The sequence below is a fragment of the Bacillus sp. BF2-3 genome (genome assembly GCF_008368795.1).
In the GTDB taxonomy this organism is placed as follows: domain Bacteria; phylum Bacillota; class Bacilli; order Bacillales; family Bacillaceae_G; genus Bacillus_A; species Bacillus_A cereus.
Genome location: NZ_QOSA01000028.1, coordinates 48,650 through 65,014, shown reverse-complemented (window position 1 = coordinate 65,014; position 16,365 = coordinate 48,650). Strand labels below are relative to the sequence as shown.

Genomic DNA, 16,365 nt, shown 5'->3' with positions numbered 1-16,365 from the left:
CTGAATATATTTTATTTTAAGGTAATCGAAACGTTTCCTTTTTTATGCCCTTTTTCCACATACATATGAGCTTCAGCAATTTCTTCTAATCGGTAAGTTCTATCAATAACAGGTTTTAAATGTTCTGTTTCAGTTAGTCTTTTTAGTAGAATCATATCCTCTTTACTTACTTTTGCCATCATTCCATTCACAGATACATATTTTTCATTAGGCGCTAATACTTGTTTACAAAGGGATTTTTTATGCTTCCCAACTGCATCAAATATAATATCGTAACGCTCGCGCCGCTTAGTAAAATCTTCTTTCGTATAATCAATCACTTTATCCGCTCCTAAAGATTGCACTAGTTCAAAATTTGAATTACTACAAACAGCTGTAACGATCGCACCAAAATATTTAGCGAGTTGTATGGCAGCTGTTCCTACTGATCCAGAGGCACCATATATGAGAACTTGTTGCCCCTTTTTTATTCGGCCTTTTCTCAGAAAATGCAACGCTGAAGTTCCACCAAAAGGAATAACTGCCGCTTCTTCATACGTTACATTGGTAGGTTTTAATGTTATTAATCCACTTTCATGCACGCATGTGTATTCGGCATAACCACCAAGATTTAGTTCTGTTAATGCAAAAATTTGATCTCCTTTTTTAAATTGAGTTACATCTGTCCCGATCTCCTCTATCTCTCCTGCTAATTCTACGCCAAGTATAGGGTTTCTCGGTTTTCTAAGTCCTAATATAAGTCGCATAGGAATCCAAAATAATAGAGGGCTATTAAATCCGCGTATTCTACAATCTCCAGTCGATACACTTGTTGCGTGAATTTTAACTAATACTTCGTTCTTTTTAGGTATAGGTTTCTCTATATTTTGAAGCTGAAGAACGTTAGGTGGTCCATACTGTGTGCAAATGATCGCCTTCATAATGTCCTCCTGAAATGAGTTGTCTTTATTTACATCATATTTAAGATCTTTATTAAACATGTCGCTATATAGTGAGTATAGATTAAAAATTATATAGATTTCATAGGAAAAGAGGTGATATTATTTTGGGAAAGGGGGCAACAATATGAAAAAAATTATTTTTGTTTCAAGTTTAGTACTTGCAATCAGTCTAGGGGTAGGGTGTAGTAATGAGAAAACAGCAAAGACGGATGAGCCGAAAAAAGAATCCGTTCAAAAAGAAAAGGAATTAACGGCGAAAGATGTTTTCAAGAAAACGAATGAAGCTTTTAAAAATGAAGAACATGTAACGATGACATATGGTGTAGGGGTAAAAGCTGAGGGAACTGAGATGGATATATTAAAGGCTAAGATGCAATTAGAGCCAAAGACAAAGAATTCTCGTTCTGAAATGAATATTTCCGGTACAGATGTTGTAGTGTATACTGTGGATGGTAAAGTTGCTGGTGAGGTAAAAAACCCTAATACAGGAGAAGTTGTAACCGTACCAGAGGAGCAATTAAACGCTGGTGGAATGAAAGCGACTCAAGATATTATAGATAAATTAGAAGTACCGGAAGTAGTTTTAGATAAAATGAAGCTGGAGAAAAGCGGAGATAAATATAAACTGAAATTTACATTAAAAGGGCAAGAAACAGAAAGTATGTTAACTAGCATGGATGAAACGCAGAAGAAAATGTTACAAGCACAAAATGCGAAGATAGAAGAAGTGGATGCAGAATATATCATTACAAAAGATTTTAAATATGAATCAGCAAAGATAGACATGATTATGAGTAGCAATGGCAAGGATAAAGCACACATTATTACGAACGCAAAATATACGTCGTATGAAAAGTTTGACCCAATACAATTGCCAGCAGCAAAGTAACAGTTTTGATAAGGAGGGACCTAAAATAAGGTCCCTCTTTTTTGTATTCTTTCTTCATAGGAAAATAGGTACAATATAAAGAGGAAAAGATGTAGAAGAGGAGAGTGTCATTTGAAAAAAGGAAAGATAGCGGCGGTCATTGTTGCATATACGGTTTTGCTTGCAACGTCTGTACATACGTATAAAAAACAAATTGATCATCCTATTATGAGTGATGTAGGTAAATTGCTTCCGACAAAAATAAAACGTGTTGAAAGTGCTACGGAAGAGCGCTCGTTAATAAAATTAGTGCGAGATGCAAAAGTTTCAGGAGAGAAAATTTCCATTGCAGGCATGCAACATAGCCAAGGAGGACAGACATATTATCCAAATGGCACGATGCTCGATATGAAAGGATATAATAATATACTAGAATTTGATCCAGAGAAGAAGCAGATTACAGTTCAAAGTGGTGTCACGTGGAATGATATTCAGAAGAAAATAAATCCATATGGCCTTGCGGTACAGGTCATGCAGTCTCAAAATATTTTTACTGTTGGTGGTTCATTAAGTGTAAATGTACACGGGCGTGATATTCGTCATGAGGCACTAATTGATACAGTAGATTCATTTAGATTGTTAATGGCAGATGGCACGGTACGTAATGTAAGTAGAGAAGAAAATGCAGAGTTATTTCCATATGTCATTGGGGGTTACGGTTTATTTGGAGTTATTTTAGATGTGACGCTGAAGTTAACAGATGATGAATTATATGAAATGCACACGAGAATGATAGATTATAAAGAATACGCATCTTATTTCAAAGAGAAAGTGAAAAGAGATGAGAATGTTCGTATGCACTTAGCGCGTATTTCTGTTGCTCCAAATTCATTTTTAAAAGAGATGTATGTGACAGATTATACTTTGGCACAAAATCAAAATATGAGAGAAGAGTACAGTGAATTAAAGGAAGAAAATATTATAGCGGTACCGAAATTTTTACTTGGGTTATCACGTTATAGTGATTGGGGAAAGAATACGTTTTGGGATATACAAAGAGGTTATTTTGAACGTACAGATGGAAAGTATGAGACGCGTAATAATGTTATGAGATCAGATAGTGCTTTTATGGAATATGAAAATCCAAATAGGACCGAAGTGTTACAAGAATACTTTGTGCCTATAGATGCTTTCACGGAGTATATAGATGATTTACGTAACGTATTAAATGAAGAAGAGTTTAATTTACTCAACATTACGATTCGTTACGTGGAAAAGAATGAAAATGCAGTTTTGTCTTATGCGAAAGATGATATGTTTGCGCTGGTTCTTTTGATTAACCAGGGACGCTCAGAGAGTGAGATAAAGAAAACAGAGGATGTCATTCGGAAGATGATTGATGTTACTTTAAAGCATAACGGTAGTTACTATTTGCCGTACTATTCTTATCCAACGAAAGAGCAGTTAAAGAGGGCATATCCTCGTATTGAAGAATTTCTCAAGAAAAAGAAGGAATTAGATTCAGAAGAGAGATTTGTGAATTTATTTTATAGGGAGTATACAAAATGACATATAGAAGATTTGTGGCTTCGCAAAGTATCATCATGATGGCAGGAAGTATGGTATTTCCTTTTTATATATTATTGCTTCGAAACATTGGAAATAGCTTCTCGCAATTTGGCTGGGCGTATGGCTTATTTGCTTTAACATCAGCACTTGTATATCCACTAGTGGGAAAGGTATCTGATCAAGTAGGTGATAAAAAATTATTAATCATATACGCTTGGTCCATGGCAATCTTAATGCTTTGCTTTCCGATTGCCACGGAAGTATGGCATGTGTATATTCTTCAAATTGTAATGGGAGTTTTAGGTGCTGTGCAGCGTAATACTGAGAAGACTTCATTAGCACGAAAGGTTGCGCAGGAAAAGGCTGGTTATGAGATTGGAAAATACCATGTGTGGACATCCATTGGCGGAGCAGTAGCGGTTATTGCCACGGGATATTTAGTAGATTTCTTTACGATTGGTACAATTTTTTATATTGCATCTATTCTATATGTAGTGAGCGGGATTGTATTAAGTAGTAAAAAAATATAACTATTCCTATTTTCACCTTAATACCCTTTATTTGTTATACTAAAAGGGAATACAAAAGAAAAGGGGACAGTGCCTTTGATGAAATTTGTAGTTTTAGCTATTCTTACTTTGTTTTTGATTCCATGGACAAGAAGTAGTAGTAAGCTTCGAGCAGTGGATAAGAAGGGAGATAAGAAGGGTGTAAAGGGTAAGAAATCATCTATTTTAGTTATTCCTGTTTTATTTTGGATAGGTATTGCAATCTATGAATACTTTTGGCTAATTGATGATCGGGTAGACTCGATTCTTACTCATTATTCTGTTGCAGTAGCAATTTTAATTGGGCTTGTTTTATTTTCACAAGATCAAATAGGGAAATTAGAAGGTACATTAAAAGGACTTCTAATGTTTATTTTACTCGCAAGTTACGGCTACTTTGGTTATTTGCACGATATAGTAATCTCGCAAAAGAAATATGATTCTGTTGTTAAGGTAGAGAAAGATATTTCAGAGCCATTTACTGAAAATGACCAGCCGTTTACAGTGCCGCCAAAGACAGCGGAGAATAAGATGAAAAAAGTATTTGGTGATATTCCGAAAGTAGCTTATTTTGAGCTAGGAGAATTAACGCCACAAATGGTAAACGGCGAGGCTTTATATGTAGCGCCGATTGAAGTTTCAGGATTTTTTAAAGCGCGTAAAGCTGAGACAATTCCAGGGTATGTAACGATGTCAGGTACGAATCCTGATGCGGAAGCGAAACTGCACCTCGGTTATAAAATGAAATATGTGCCAAGCATGTTTTTTGGTAATAATTTAGAGCGTGTGGTAAGGCAAGCAGAACCAAATTTAATCTTTAAAGGAAAACCTAAATTTGAGGTTGATGATAAAGGAAAACCATATTATACAATGACGTATGGTGAATTTATTTCAGGAAGATCTGGATTTGAGGTAGAAGGTGTTGTCGTAGTAGATGCACAAACAGGTGAAGTGAAAAGATATGATAAAGGAAAGGCACCTAAATTTGTTGATGGTGTATTAAATCATGAGACTGCATCTACGTTAAATACGTACTTTGGTAAATATATTCACGGATTTTGGAATACGAAATTCTCACAAACAGATATGAAAATTCCGACTGAGTGGGGAACGAAAGAAGGCGTGACCCCGATCTTTGGTAAAGATGGAACACTGTATTATTTTACAGACTTTACTTCTCCAAAAGAAGGAGTAGATTCAGCCCTAGGCTATTCATTAGTAGATGCACGCACAGGCAAGTTATATTACTATAATGGAAAAGAAGTAAAGGGGATTATGGATGGTTCAGCAGCTACAGAAGTAGTAGATAATTCCTTTAAGAGAGAGAAATGGCATGGGACAATGCCTGTCATTTATAACGTATACGGTAAACCAGCTTGGATTATTCCGGTTGTCGATGACGGAGGCCTAGTACGTGCACATACAGTTGTATATGCTGCTAATGCAAAAATATTTGCGACAGGTTCTTCGCAGAAAGAAGCGCTTGAGAATTATAAAAACGTAATGAGCGGTAATGGTGATACATTTAGACCAACCTCAACAGGAAAAGAAGCGCAAAAAGAAGGTATTGTACAACGTGTATATAAAGAAAAATCAGGTGAAAATACAATCGTGTACGTACTTTTAGAGAATGAACAAAAGGTATTTATGATACCGGTGAAGAAATTCCCATATGCTATGTTTACAGAAGTAGGAGACCCAATTCAAATTACATATTTAGATACGGGAGAGATGATGTCCTCAGTATCTAAATTTACGAATAGCAATGTGAAAAAGTAAAGCGATAGAATTTCTATCGCTTTTTTTACATTATGAAAGAGGAAAATGCGCTGTACTTGACGTATGTTTATGATGTAACTATAATTGTTACGATTCAGTTTGTATAGGAAAGGGTGAATTGAAAAAGTGAATGAAGTTAATCACGAAATATATAAACCTGTAAAGGCAAACAGGTTATGGATGATTCTTGTATTAGGAACACTTACGGCGATTGGACCATTATCTATTGATATGTATTTGCCTTCATTACCGAAGTTAACGGATGATTTGCAAACAGGTGCATCCCTCGCGCAGCTTACATTAACAGCTTGTTTGCTTGGGCTGTCAGTAGGACAATTATTTGTTGGCTCAATTAGTGATATTTACGGAAGACGCAAACCTCTTATTATTGCTCTTATTATTTATGTTGCTTCTTCTTTACTTTGTGCTGTTGCGCCATCTATTTGGACATTAGTGTTATTGCGCTTCCTACAAGGAGCTTCAGGATCAGCCGGGATTGTTATATCACGTGCGATGGTACGTGATATGTATTCAGGTTCTGAAATGACGAAGTTTTTCTCACTGCTTATGTTAGTAAACGGAGCAGCACCTATTTTGGCACCGATTATTGGGGGGCAATTATTACAGTTTACAACGTGGCGCGGTGTTTTCATCGTTCTTGGAGCAATAAGTGTATTCATGTTAATCTCAGCTACTTTTGTATTGCGTGAAACATTACCTTCTGAAGAAAGAGAAACGGGTGGTTTGTCAGGGACTTTGGCGACGTACGGAAAATTGTTAAAGGACCGTCTGTTTATGGGATATGCATTGTCACAAGGATTAGTAACAGCGGCAATGTTTGCATACATTTCGGGCTCACCATTTGTGTTGCAGAACATATACGGAGCATCACCACAGCAATTTAGTTTATTCTTTGCGATTAACGGCATCGGTATTATTATTGCTAGTCAGGTAACGGGTCGTTTAGCGGGGAAAGTGAATGAGAAGACATTATTTGTTGCTGGTATTATTATCGCAGCTGTTGGTGGCCTATCTTTACTACTGACAATCGTACTAGGAATAGGTTTAATCGGTGTTTTATGTTCGTTATTCCTTGTCGTATCAAGTGTCGGGGTTGTATCAACAACTGGGTTTTCATTAGCGATGAGAAATCAGAAACAAGCTGCAGGAACAGCATCAGCTTTATTAGGCTTATTACAGTTCATTTCAGGAGCTCTTGTTGCGCCGCTAGTAGGTATCGGTGGAAGTAATACAGCATTACCGATGGGGGTTGTTATTGCGCTTTGTGAAGTAGGAGCAGTGTTATGTTATCTATTTATGGCCAGAAGAAGTGAGAAGCAGTTTGAACTGCAGCAAAAACAAAATTTAGAGGCTTAACAAAAAAGAACTGATTCAAAGGGAATGTTTGAATCAGTTCTTTTTTTCATTTCTTTGAAATACCTCATACATATTATTCATGATCGTATCATATAAAACAGCAAGTTTATCCCACACCCAGCGATTACTATCGACTTCTTTTTCCCCACAGTCGATAATATCGGTATGGTCAGTAATTTTATACGCTTTTTTAACGATAATAGGAGCAATCTTCGGTATACGTGGGATTTCCTTTAAGGTATCTGCAAAGTTTCCAATGTAGACATGACCGATGATTTCGATTGTTAATGATTTATCCGATATATTGAGCACGGTATGAAATTGATTTGTATGTTGTTGTTTTAAATATTGAGCTAACTTAAATGGAGCATGCTTCTTCTTTAATACGCGGCGAAGGCTCTCTGTATTTTCGATATGAAGTGATTTTTCGCGAATAAGGACACGAATATCTTCTCCCATAAAAGGTATTGTGTTGTACATAGATGATTCTCCTTAAAACCTTACATATGTTTGCGTTATGCATATGTAAGTCTAGCATGGTTTGTTCTTTATGTGTGCTTACAGTTTTGTAAGGTGAGTAGTAAAGCAGTGCAAAAGTTATTTGTATAAAGTGACGATACTGTGACAAACATGTTGGTATACATGTTACGATGTCGTCTTAAGTGTAAAAAGTAGGATGTTCTCGGTATAATAACAAGTGGAGATAAAAGAAACTATAATGAGTAGTAGCTGTAGATAAAAGGAGAAGAAGAGATGAAGAAGGTTTTGGGTATTGCTGTAATGGGAAGTATGATCCTTCTAGCAGGATGTAATGGAAATAAGGATACGAAAGAACCGAAAGAAAAGGTAGAGCAATCTACAGAACAAACAGAAGAAATGAAAGAATACCTTGCAGTACATGAAAAATACGATTTGAAAATGAATAAAGAAATTAATAACGCACTGCAGTTATTTGAAGTGGCAAAAGAAAAGGGCGGTAAGGAAATAACGACTGCTACATATAAAGAAGATGTGCAAAAGGTAACAACGAGCATGTTAGAAGATATTGATCATATACGAAAAGAAATTCGTGTTCCGAAGTCGAAAGAGCAAGAACATGAGGTATATGTCGGTTTCTTGAATGAATCGGAACAAGCAATGAAAAAATTACAGAAGTTAGCTAAAGAAGAAGATTCATCGTTGATTCGTGATATAGAAATTAATTTTGCAACAGCATCGACATACTATAAACGTTTTCAAGCAGAAACGAAGAAATAACCTTGCCTATGCAAGGTTATTTTTTCTTCTTACTACCGCCTACTTCTTTATTTTATTTCTCTTTTATATTCTTTTTTCGTTCCATCAGAGAAGACAACTTCTAAATCGAATTTTTGATAGTCTTTATCAAGTTTGAACACGTTCACTACTTGATCGATTACTTCTTGATCAGGAGTATCTTTATCAAATTTTAATTCTTGTAGAAGTGGGCTTAATTTTGTGATAGCCTCGTCTCCTGTTAATTTTACATCTGCTTTATGATCTTCAATTTTTGCTTCCATTTTCTTGTCAGCTGCTACATTTTTATAGTCTGCTTCGTAGTCTTTCTTTGTATCTTGGTAGTCTGCCTTTAAATCGAATTCATTGAAGTTTAGTTTTAAATCTGCAGGAGCCTCATTTTTTGCTTCTTCAGTCGTCTTTTTATTAGAAGTTGTGTCTTCTTTGGCAGGAGCTTTACATCCTGTTAATGCAGGTACTAGCATAAGAGCTAATAAAACTGATAGTAGAATTCTCATTATAAATTCCTCCTTATGTAAATTCGTTCTATACAAGTTTTTCCCAAAAACATGTAATTATGTATGTGTTGAAAATAAATTATTATCCTGCAGTCACAAGGACTAATCCGCAATTTAAATCAAAAACGATTTGTATGTATATGGTAAATTGAAGTTGTGAGGGAGGGGCTAAAATGCATGAAGAATATAAAGAGATAATAAAAAAATCAATTGAATATATAGAGAATCACTTACATGAGGAGCTTACAACAGAAAGAGTGGCATCCCACAGTGCAGTATCGATGTACCATTTTCATCGCATCTTTCAAAGATATGTTGGGATGAGTGTAACAGATTATATTCGAAAGAGAAGGTTAACTCATGCTGCGCAAGTTTTAGTGTCAACGGAGAGAGCTGTTATTGATATTGCAGTGCAATACGGTTTTTCCTCACAAGAGGCATTTACGAGAGCTTTTAAAAGAATGTTTCAATTGCCACCAAAGAAATATCGAAAGTACTTTCAGTCATTTTATATAGAAAGAGAGGGTGTTTCAATGCAAAAAGGTATACCGAAAGGATGGATCTTAAGTGGAAGTCATCCTGCTGAATATGAGATGGGTTTAGATTATGAAGTTGTCCATCAAGGAAAAGTATCTGCATACATAAAAGCAAAAGAGAATGTTACGCATGGAGGATTTTCAACATTAATGCAAATGTTCCGAGCGGATAAATATGTAGGGAAGAGATTACGTTTTACAGCATTTATTAAGAGTGAAAATGTAAGAGATTGGGCAGGATTGTGGATGCGAGTAGATGGAAAAGATACAGAACCGCTCGCTATGGATAATATGCAAAATCGCCCCATTAAAAATACGAATAACTGGCAATCGTACTCGGTTGTATTAGATATAAAAGAAGAAGCACTTGGTATTGCATTTGGTGTTTTATTATCAGGAGAAGGTTGTGTGTGGCTAGATAGTATTCGATTTGATGAAGTAGATGAAAAAATCCCTTCAACAGATTTGGCAGAGAACTTTTATGAAACACTTTTAGAAGATCCGGTGAATCTACAGTTTGAAGAAGTAGAAAAATAAAAACAAGGAGAAAAGATATGCTCAAATATGTAAAACTAATAAGTATTAGTTTAGTAATATCGTCTTGTATTATGGGAATTAATTATTTAGTTAGCTATCTTTGGTCAGGGCATATACCTTCTTTGACGTGGAGAACATATTTGATGTTTGTGTTTATATTTATGATGAGTTTTGGTTCAATGCAAAAAGAAGGAAAAGAGGATTATTGACAATAGTCTTTTTCGCCTTTCTTTCATTAACACAAATGGTTGTAACTGTGCCACATGAAATGCTTTCTAAAACATATCAAACAATTAGTGAATTATTTCCTGCAACATATGCAGCGAATGGCTATTATACAATAATATTTGGAGGAGTTAGTTTAGAGAGAAATATTATTTCATTATTAGTTATTGTATTGGTTACACAATCAGTAGCAGTGATGACTTTAGCTATAAAAGGAATGGTAAAGGGAAGAAGAAGCTCTGTAGTTAAAGAAGTATAAAATAAAAAGGTATCCTCGGTGGGATACCTTTTTATTAGCACTTATTATTTTGTAACTTCTGTCCACTTGTAGTTAAACTCACCACCGAAGTCAGTTGTTACAAGTCCTTTAATGAAAGAGCGTTGTAAGTAAGAACGGCCTTGTTGGTATAAAGGAGCGACAGCGCCGTCTTGTAATAGAATTTTTTCAGCTTGCTTCATTGCTTCAAAGCGTGCTTTTTCATCGCCAGCTAAATCTGTTTTCACTTTATGAATTAGCTCATCGTACTCTTTGTTAGAGTATTTATCGAAGTTATAAGCACTATCTGTTGTAAATAAATCTAAGAATGTAATTGGATCAGCGAAGTCAGGGCCCCAGCCGTCAATACCAATTTCATAGTCACCACTTAATAGTAGTTTTAGCTGTTGTTTACGTGGTTGTGGTTTTAAATTCACTGTTAATCCATCTAGGTTCTTTTCTAATTCACCTTTTAAATATTCACCAGTCTTTTTAGCTAAAGCATTGTCACTTGTTAATAGTTCGATTGTTACTTTGTCAGTACCAAGTTCTTGTTTTGCTTTTTTCCAGTTTTCTTTAGCTGTTTTCACATCATCCTTGACTAGATTTCCATTTTCTTTACGGAAGTCATTGCCTTCTGGGCTCTTTGCAAATTTCGCAGGAACCATTCCTTCAGCTGGAACAGCGCCGTTATTTAAGATTGTTTCTACGTAAGCTTTTTTATTCATTGCGCCGTTAATAGCAAGGCGTGCATGTTGATTTTTTAATGTTTCATTTTTCTGATTTAATCGTAAGAATTGAATACCGACTTCAGCGCGTTCTTTGAAGTTTGGATCGCTCTTATATTTATCAACAAACTCTGCAGTTAAAGCAACACGATCAATTTGTCCTGAATCATATAAGTTCACTTCTGTAGACTTATCTTTAACGACATTGAAGTTGATTTCTTCTAATTTTACAGTTTTAGCATCCCAATAGTTAGGATTTTTCTTCAATTGGAAGCTTTGTTCATGTTTCCAGTTATCTAATGTGAAAGCACCGTTATAAATTAAATGATTTGTTTCTAAACCATATTTATCGCCTTGAGACTTTAAGTACTCTTCATTAATTGGTAAGAATGTTGAGAATGTAGTTAAGCTTAAGAAGTAGGGAACAGGACGGTCTAGTTGTACTTCTAACGTTTTATCATCAACAGCTTTGACCCCTAGTTGATCAATTGGCAATTGTTTTTGGTTTATTTGTTTCGCATTCTTTATATCGAAGAATAAGAATGCGTATTCAGCTGCTGTATCAGGATTTACGGCACGTTGCCAAGCGAAGGCAAAGTCCTTTGCTGTAACAGGAGTACCGTTTGACCATTTTGAATCACGGAGATGGAATGTATATTTTGTTTTATCGGGACTAATGTCAACCGACTCAGCGACACCAGGAACCGGTTTATTATCTTCTCCCATTGCATATAGCCCTTCAAAAACATTACGCATTACGTTCATGGATTCCCCATCCGTTGCTTTTGCAACATCCATTGTTGGAATTTCTGAAGCGAATGATAAGTTAATTGCCTGTTTATCAGGTGCTTTATCGTTTGCTTTCGCTCCGCTTGCATTATCTTTATTTCCCCCGCAAGCAGTTAGTAATAGACTTGCCCCTAAAACAGATGCAACAACAGGTACAACTTTTTTCTTCATTGTTCGTTCCTCCCTAAATGTGTTGTTCGTAACGTCATAATGTCCGTGTCTTGAAGTAGCTATAGAAGGAGATAAAACCTATTATAAATATTTGTTTATAGGTAATCAGGTGTTCTATATGTATATACATGTCGAACTATAATCTATCGTTATATGTTTCAACGTAGTAGACATTATATTTTGATGGTGAAATATTTTGTTTCTTTGATTATTTAGAATATTAACACTGAAAAGAACTATATGTCAATAATAAAAATAGATTGTTAATTTCTCAGAATAATATATTAAAAAAGCAGATTCTCATGTGTGAGAGAACCTATTTTTAATATATTTTGCTAAAAAAACAATTGGTGTGGGCTAATAATAAGTGGGGATGAAGAAACCCCCACTTATTAAAGTTTCACTTTATTTTTCAATTTTTGCCCACTTGAAGTTTAATTGACCTGCAAAGTCTACTTGCACAATTCCTTTCACATAAGAACGTTCTAAATAAGATTCGCCTTTTTGGTAAAGAGGAGCGATAACAGAGTCTTTAAATAATATTTTCTCGGATGCTAGTAATGCTTCCCAGCGAGCTTTTTCATCACCAGCTAAAGTTGTTTTCACTTTTGCTATTGTTTCATCGAATTCCTTATTAGAGTAATGATCTAAGTTATAAGGGTTATTCGTTGTAAATAGCTCAAGGAATGTAATTGGATCCGCAAAGTCAGGGCTCCAGCCATCAATTCCGATTTCGTAGTCACCTTTTAATAAAAGCGAAACTTGTTGCTTACGCGGCTGAGGTTTTATATTTACTGTTAATCCATCTAGATTCTTTTCTAGTTGTCCTTTTAAGAATTCACCAGTTTTCTTATCAAGGTCAGCATCACTCGTTAATAATTCTAATGTTATCTTTTCAGAACCAAGCTCTTGTTTAGCTTTTTTCCATAACTCTTGTGCAGATTTTGTATCAACTTTTGTTAAATCGCCGTTTGCAGTACGGAAGTCTTTTCCTTCAGGTCCTTTTGCAAAGTTTTTTGGAACGAGACCAAATGTTGGTGTAGAGCCATCATTTAATAACGTATTTACAAAGGATTTTCTATCAATTGTTTGATCAATTGCTTGGCGTGCAGAAACGTTTTGAAGTATTTTGTTTTGTTGATTCATACGTAAAAATTGTACGCCTACGTTTGGACGTTCTTTAAAGTTAGCATCCTTTTTATATTTATCGACGAAGTCAGATGTTAGTTTTATACGATCTAATTGTTTTGACTCGAATAAATTTACTTCTGTTGATTTTTCTTTTACGACATTAAAATTGATTTCTTCTAGTTTGACAGTATCTTTATCCCAATAGGTAGGGTTCTTCTTAAATTTAAAGCTTTGTTCGTGCTTCCAATCGCTTAGTGTAAAAGCTCCATTGTACAAAATTGTATTATCTTCTAAAGCGTACTTATCACCTTGTACTTTAAAGAATTCCTCATTAATTGGTAGAAATGTTGGGAACGCTGTTAAGCTAATAAAATAAGGAACAGGACGCTCTAATTCTACCTCAAACGTATGGTCATCAACTGCTTTTACACCAAGTTGGTCGGCTGGAAGTTCTTTGTTGTTAATTTTTGTTGCGTTTTTAATATCAAAGAATAAAAATGCATATTCAGAGGCTGTTGCTGGATCTACGGCACGTTGCCAAGCGAACACAAAATCTTTAGCTGTAACAGGAGTGCCATTTGACCATTTTGAATCTCGCAAATGGAATGTGTATTTCGTTTTATCGCCACTTACTTCATGAGATTTTGCAACACCAGGAACAGGTTTGTTACCTTCACCAAGATTATACAAACCTTCAAATACGTTTCTCATTACTTGACCAGAATCAGTATCTGTAGCACGAGCCGTATCCATTGTTCGTATTTCAGTAGGTGAAGATAAGTTTAAAACCTGTTTACTAGGTGCCTCGTCTTTTGCATTTGCTCCGCTTGCTTCGTTTTTATAACTACCGCAACCAGTTAATAAAATACTTACTCCTACAACTGATGCAATACCGGGTACAAACTTCTTTTTCATTTGATTTTCCTCCTAAATAATTAAGTTTGGATGATGATGAGGGAAATGAAAAATAAAAAATCCCTCTTTTCATATTGAGAAAGAGGGATTTTTACGTACAAGTTATGCACCCGTATATAAACGAAGTCCCTCATTCTATCTTTCAAGCATAAAGCTTGCAGGAAGTGGCACAGTATTCAAAATGAACCTGTTGCCGAGGTTTCAAAGGGCCAGTCCCTCCACCTCTCTTGATACAATGAGTAAACGAATAAATTTTATTAATTTTTTTGTTTCTTTGATAATTCAAAATCTTACACCTTGAATAATGAAGTGTCAACTAAATGAAATATAGTTTAAATTTTCAGTTTTCTTAAATGAAAAAACCACTGCATATGGCAGTGGTTTTTCTACTAGAAGTTAAAGTTATCTGGATCTGGACCAACGCGACGATCTTCATTTAAAGCTTGAATTGCTTTCATATCATCAGCACTTAATTCAAAGTCGAAGATGTTTGCATTTTCAATAATGCGATGTTCTTTAATTGATTTAGGAATTGTTACAACTTCGTTTTGTAAATCCCAACGTAAAATAATTTGCGCAGTTGATTTATTATATTTTGTCGCAATTTCTTGTAACGTTGGATTATCTAGTAGTTGTCCTTGCATTAATGGTGACCAAGCTTCAAGCTGGATATTATGTTCTTTACAGAATGCATGTAACTCTTCTTGTGCTAAACGTGGGTGGTATTCCACTTGGTTGACCATTGGCTTAATTTCAGCAATTTCAAATACGTCTTGTAAGTGGTGAATGTGGAAATTACTCACACCGATAGCGCGAACACGGCCATCTTTATAAAGTGTTTCTAATGCTTTCCATGATTCAGTATATTTCCCTTTTACAGGCCAATGTACTAAATATAAATCTAAATATTCTAGACCTAATTTCTCTAATGTAGTTTCAAATGCTTGAAGCGTTGTTTCATATCCTTGATCGCTATTCCATACTTTTGAGGTAATAAATAATTCTTCACGTGAAACACCGGATTCACGAATCGCTTGCCCAACGCCTTCTTCATTTTGATAGATTGCTGCAGTATCGATGCTGCGGTAGCCATTTTTAATTGCTGCTTTTACAGAATCAATTACTTCTGAACCATCTTCTACTTTAAAAACACCTAAACCAAACCAAGGCATTTTTACACCGTTATGTAATGTTGTATAGTCTTTTAAACTTGTTAAAATCATATTATTTCCCCCTAGCTTTTTTGTTTGTTGCTTCTACTGCTTTTTGAATTGCCTCTGAAAAATTATATTCGTATAAAGTTTTGAGACCCTCAGCTGTGGAACCACCTGGCGTTGTTACTTGTTCGCGAAGGTTAGCTGGATTTTGCGTTTGTTCAAGCATAGAAGCAGAGCCAGAAATCATTTGAATGACAAGATGTTTTGCGGTTTCTTCATCAACTCCATAACTTTTTGTTGCTTCAATTAAGCTTTCAGCAAAGTAATAAAGGAAGGCTGGTGCACTTCCAGTAACTGCAGTAAGCTGATGAACTTCTTCCTCAGTACAAAGTTGCGAAGTACCAATACCTTTTAAAAGTAGTTGCAGGGTTTCTTGATGTATCTCGTTTACTGATTGTCCCATTGTATATAAGGAGATAGACTTTCCAATTTCAGCAGCTGTATTAGGCATAATCCAAGCAACAGGCGTGCCTTTTGGGAGTCTAGCTTCTAAATAAGATGGTCCAATGCCAGCTGCTACTGTTACGACTAGTTGATTTGATATTAACGGAGATAGCTCAGCTAATAACTCTTCATGAGCCGAAGGTGGCATTGCTAAAACAACCGTATCAACAGATGTAACATGCTGTTTCCAATCTGTTGTAGTAGACACATTATATCGATGTTGTAACTGTTTTAGCTTTTCTATGTTGCTTCGGTTAGAGACGATAATTTCTTCGATGTACTCTTTGCTTGTTTTAAGTAATCCGGAAAATATAGCTTCTGCCATACGACCGGCACCAATAAATAAAATTCGATGTTTAGTTAGCATATCCTTTATTCCTTTCTAGTAGAGATATGTTATAAAAACGATATCATCTTTAAGAGAATTTTGTAAAAAGAAAAGACTTACCGTAGATGGAATGGATAATGAGAAGGAGGAAATTCATGCTAATATTAGCTATTATTAATCTCTTTATATGTGTAGCTGGTTTGCTAGAGTGGAAGAGCAATTATAAGGGGCAAG

General features: G+C 35.3%; 16 protein-coding genes and 1 riboswitch. Of the genes, 9 read left to right on the top strand and 7 right to left on the bottom strand.

Features of this window, described 5'->3' with window-relative positions:
- Window positions 1-11: 11 nt before the first annotated feature.
- Window positions 12-920, bottom strand: coding sequence for an NAD(P)-dependent alcohol dehydrogenase (locus tag DN401_RS21135; RefSeq protein WP_000643881.1), 909 nt, complete (start codon window positions 918-920; stop codon window positions 12-14).
- 145 nt (window positions 921-1,065) lie between these two features.
- Here DN401_RS21135 and DN401_RS21130 point away from each other — a divergent pair, with 145 nt between their 5' ends.
- From DN401_RS21130 to DN401_RS21110, 5 genes are all read left to right on the top strand, one after another.
- On the top strand, window positions 1,066-1,830 hold the full coding sequence (locus DN401_RS21130; protein ID WP_000720094.1) for a DUF6612 family protein: 765 nt from the start codon (window positions 1,066-1,068) through the stop codon (window positions 1,828-1,830).
- Between the two features lie 111 nt (window positions 1,831-1,941).
- Window positions 1,942-3,378: an FAD-binding oxidoreductase gene (locus DN401_RS21125; RefSeq protein WP_000715437.1), complete on the top strand. Its 1,437-nt coding sequence runs from the start codon at window positions 1,942-1,944 to the stop codon at window positions 3,376-3,378.
- On the top strand, window positions 3,375-3,908 hold the full coding sequence (locus DN401_RS21120; protein WP_000222352.1) for an MFS transporter: 534 nt from the start codon (window positions 3,375-3,377) through the stop codon (window positions 3,906-3,908). The genes DN401_RS21125 and DN401_RS21120 overlap by 4 nt, the downstream gene beginning before the upstream one ends.
- A 78-nt stretch (window positions 3,909-3,986) precedes the next feature.
- Window positions 3,987-5,705, top strand: coding sequence for a DUF3981 domain-containing protein (locus tag DN401_RS21115; RefSeq protein WP_000674035.1), 1,719 nt, complete (start codon window positions 3,987-3,989; stop codon window positions 5,703-5,705).
- A 117-nt stretch (window positions 5,706-5,822) separates the two neighbouring features.
- On the top strand, window positions 5,823-7,082 hold the full coding sequence (locus tag DN401_RS21110; RefSeq protein ID WP_232305183.1) for a multidrug effflux MFS transporter: 1,260 nt from the start codon (window positions 5,823-5,825) through the stop codon (window positions 7,080-7,082).
- Between the two features lie 33 nt (window positions 7,083-7,115).
- On the opposite strand, the gene DN401_RS21105 is transcribed toward DN401_RS21110, so the two are convergent.
- Window positions 7,116-7,562, bottom strand: coding sequence for a hypothetical protein (locus DN401_RS21105; protein ID WP_000282860.1), 447 nt, complete (start codon window positions 7,560-7,562; stop codon window positions 7,116-7,118).
- A gap of 273 nt (window positions 7,563-7,835) precedes the next feature.
- Between DN401_RS21105 and DN401_RS21100 the strand changes: the two genes are divergently transcribed.
- The gene (locus DN401_RS21100) at window positions 7,836-8,339 is read left to right on the top strand and encodes a hypothetical protein (RefSeq protein WP_000756525.1); all 504 of its coding nucleotides are present in this window, start codon (window positions 7,836-7,838) and stop codon (window positions 8,337-8,339) included.
- A gap of 47 nt (window positions 8,340-8,386) precedes the next feature.
- Here DN401_RS21100 and DN401_RS21095 read toward each other — a convergent pair whose 3' ends face one another.
- Window positions 8,387-8,854, bottom strand: a complete 468-nt coding sequence (locus tag DN401_RS21095; RefSeq protein ID WP_001221552.1) for a YusW family protein — start codon at window positions 8,852-8,854, stop codon at window positions 8,387-8,389.
- A gap of 173 nt (window positions 8,855-9,027) precedes the next feature.
- Between DN401_RS21095 and DN401_RS21090 the strand changes: the two genes are divergently transcribed.
- The 3 genes from DN401_RS21090 to DN401_RS21080 are packed head-to-tail and all read left to right on the top strand — an operon-like array spanning window position 9,028 to window position 10,411.
- Window positions 9,028-9,927: a helix-turn-helix transcriptional regulator gene (locus tag DN401_RS21090; protein ID WP_000544202.1), complete on the top strand. Its 900-nt coding sequence runs from the start codon at window positions 9,028-9,030 to the stop codon at window positions 9,925-9,927.
- Between the two features lie 17 nt (window positions 9,928-9,944).
- Window positions 9,945-10,136 carry a hypothetical protein gene (locus DN401_RS21085; protein ID WP_000922547.1) on the top strand — a complete coding sequence of 64 codons (192 nt, stop codon included), beginning with the start codon at window positions 9,945-9,947 and terminating at the stop codon, window positions 10,134-10,136.
- The gene (locus tag DN401_RS21080) at window positions 10,133-10,411 is read left to right on the top strand and encodes a hypothetical protein (protein ID WP_000156944.1); all 279 of its coding nucleotides are present in this window, start codon (window positions 10,133-10,135) and stop codon (window positions 10,409-10,411) included. Before DN401_RS21085 ends, DN401_RS21080 begins: the two co-directional genes overlap by 4 nt.
- A 44-nt stretch (window positions 10,412-10,455) precedes the next feature.
- On the opposite strand, the gene DN401_RS21075 is transcribed toward DN401_RS21080, so the two are convergent.
- The 4 genes from DN401_RS21075 to proC all read right to left on the bottom strand — a co-directional run bounded on the left by DN401_RS21075 (window position 10,456) and on the right by proC (window position 16,170).
- Window positions 10,456-12,096, bottom strand: coding sequence for a peptide ABC transporter substrate-binding protein (locus DN401_RS21075; protein WP_000731086.1), 1,641 nt, complete (start codon window positions 12,094-12,096; stop codon window positions 10,456-10,458).
- A 405-nt stretch (window positions 12,097-12,501) separates the two neighbouring features.
- Window positions 12,502-14,142 carry a peptide ABC transporter substrate-binding protein gene (locus DN401_RS21070; RefSeq protein WP_000726480.1) on the bottom strand — a complete coding sequence of 547 codons (1,641 nt, stop codon included), beginning with the start codon at window positions 14,140-14,142 and terminating at the stop codon, window positions 12,502-12,504.
- A 132-nt stretch (window positions 14,143-14,274) separates the two neighbouring features.
- Window positions 14,275-14,379, bottom strand: a riboswitch (SAM riboswitch).
- A gap of 152 nt (window positions 14,380-14,531) precedes the next feature.
- Window positions 14,532-15,365, bottom strand: a complete 834-nt coding sequence (locus DN401_RS21065; protein WP_000604203.1) for an aldo/keto reductase — start codon at window positions 15,363-15,365, stop codon at window positions 14,532-14,534.
- 1 nt (window position 15,366) lies between these two features.
- Window positions 15,367-16,170 carry a pyrroline-5-carboxylate reductase gene (proC, locus tag DN401_RS21060; RefSeq protein ID WP_000956253.1) on the bottom strand — a complete coding sequence of 268 codons (804 nt, stop codon included), beginning with the start codon at window positions 16,168-16,170 and terminating at the stop codon, window positions 15,367-15,369.
- Window positions 16,171-16,365: the final 195 nt, after the last annotated feature.

Excerpts from the sequence above, each read along its gene's own strand:
- DN401_RS21085 (WP_000922547.1), top strand. The coding sequence starts at position 9,945 with ATGCTCAAATATGTAAAACTAATAAGTATTAGTTTAGTAATATCGTCT.
- DN401_RS21075 (WP_000731086.1), bottom strand. The coding sequence starts at position 12,096 with ATGAAGAAAAAAGTTGTACCTGTTGTTGCATCTGTTTTAGGGGCAAGT.
- proC (WP_000956253.1), bottom strand. The coding sequence starts at position 16,170 with ATGCTAACTAAACATCGAATTTTATTTATTGGTGCCGGTCGTATGGCA.
- DN401_RS21095 (WP_001221552.1), bottom strand. The coding sequence starts at position 8,854 with ATGAGAATTCTACTATCAGTTTTATTAGCTCTTATGCTAGTACCTGCA.
- DN401_RS21120 (WP_000222352.1), top strand. The coding sequence starts at position 3,375 with ATGACATATAGAAGATTTGTGGCTTCGCAAAGTATCATCATGATGGCA.
- DN401_RS21070 (WP_000726480.1), bottom strand. The coding sequence starts at position 14,142 with ATGAAAAAGAAGTTTGTACCCGGTATTGCATCAGTTGTAGGAGTAAGT.
- DN401_RS21065 (WP_000604203.1), bottom strand. The coding sequence starts at position 15,365 with ATGATTTTAACAAGTTTAAAAGACTATACAACATTACATAACGGTGTA.
- DN401_RS21090 (WP_000544202.1), top strand. The coding sequence starts at position 9,028 with ATGCATGAAGAATATAAAGAGATAATAAAAAAATCAATTGAATATATA.
- DN401_RS21105 (WP_000282860.1), bottom strand. The coding sequence starts at position 7,562 with ATGTACAACACAATACCTTTTATGGGAGAAGATATTCGTGTCCTTATT.
- DN401_RS21115 (WP_000674035.1), top strand. The coding sequence starts at position 3,987 with ATGAAATTTGTAGTTTTAGCTATTCTTACTTTGTTTTTGATTCCATGG.
- DN401_RS21135 (WP_000643881.1), bottom strand. The coding sequence starts at position 920 with ATGAAGGCGATCATTTGCACACAGTATGGACCACCTAACGTTCTTCAG.
- DN401_RS21130 (WP_000720094.1), top strand. The coding sequence starts at position 1,066 with ATGAAAAAAATTATTTTTGTTTCAAGTTTAGTACTTGCAATCAGTCTA.
- DN401_RS21100 (WP_000756525.1), top strand. The coding sequence starts at position 7,836 with ATGAAGAAGGTTTTGGGTATTGCTGTAATGGGAAGTATGATCCTTCTA.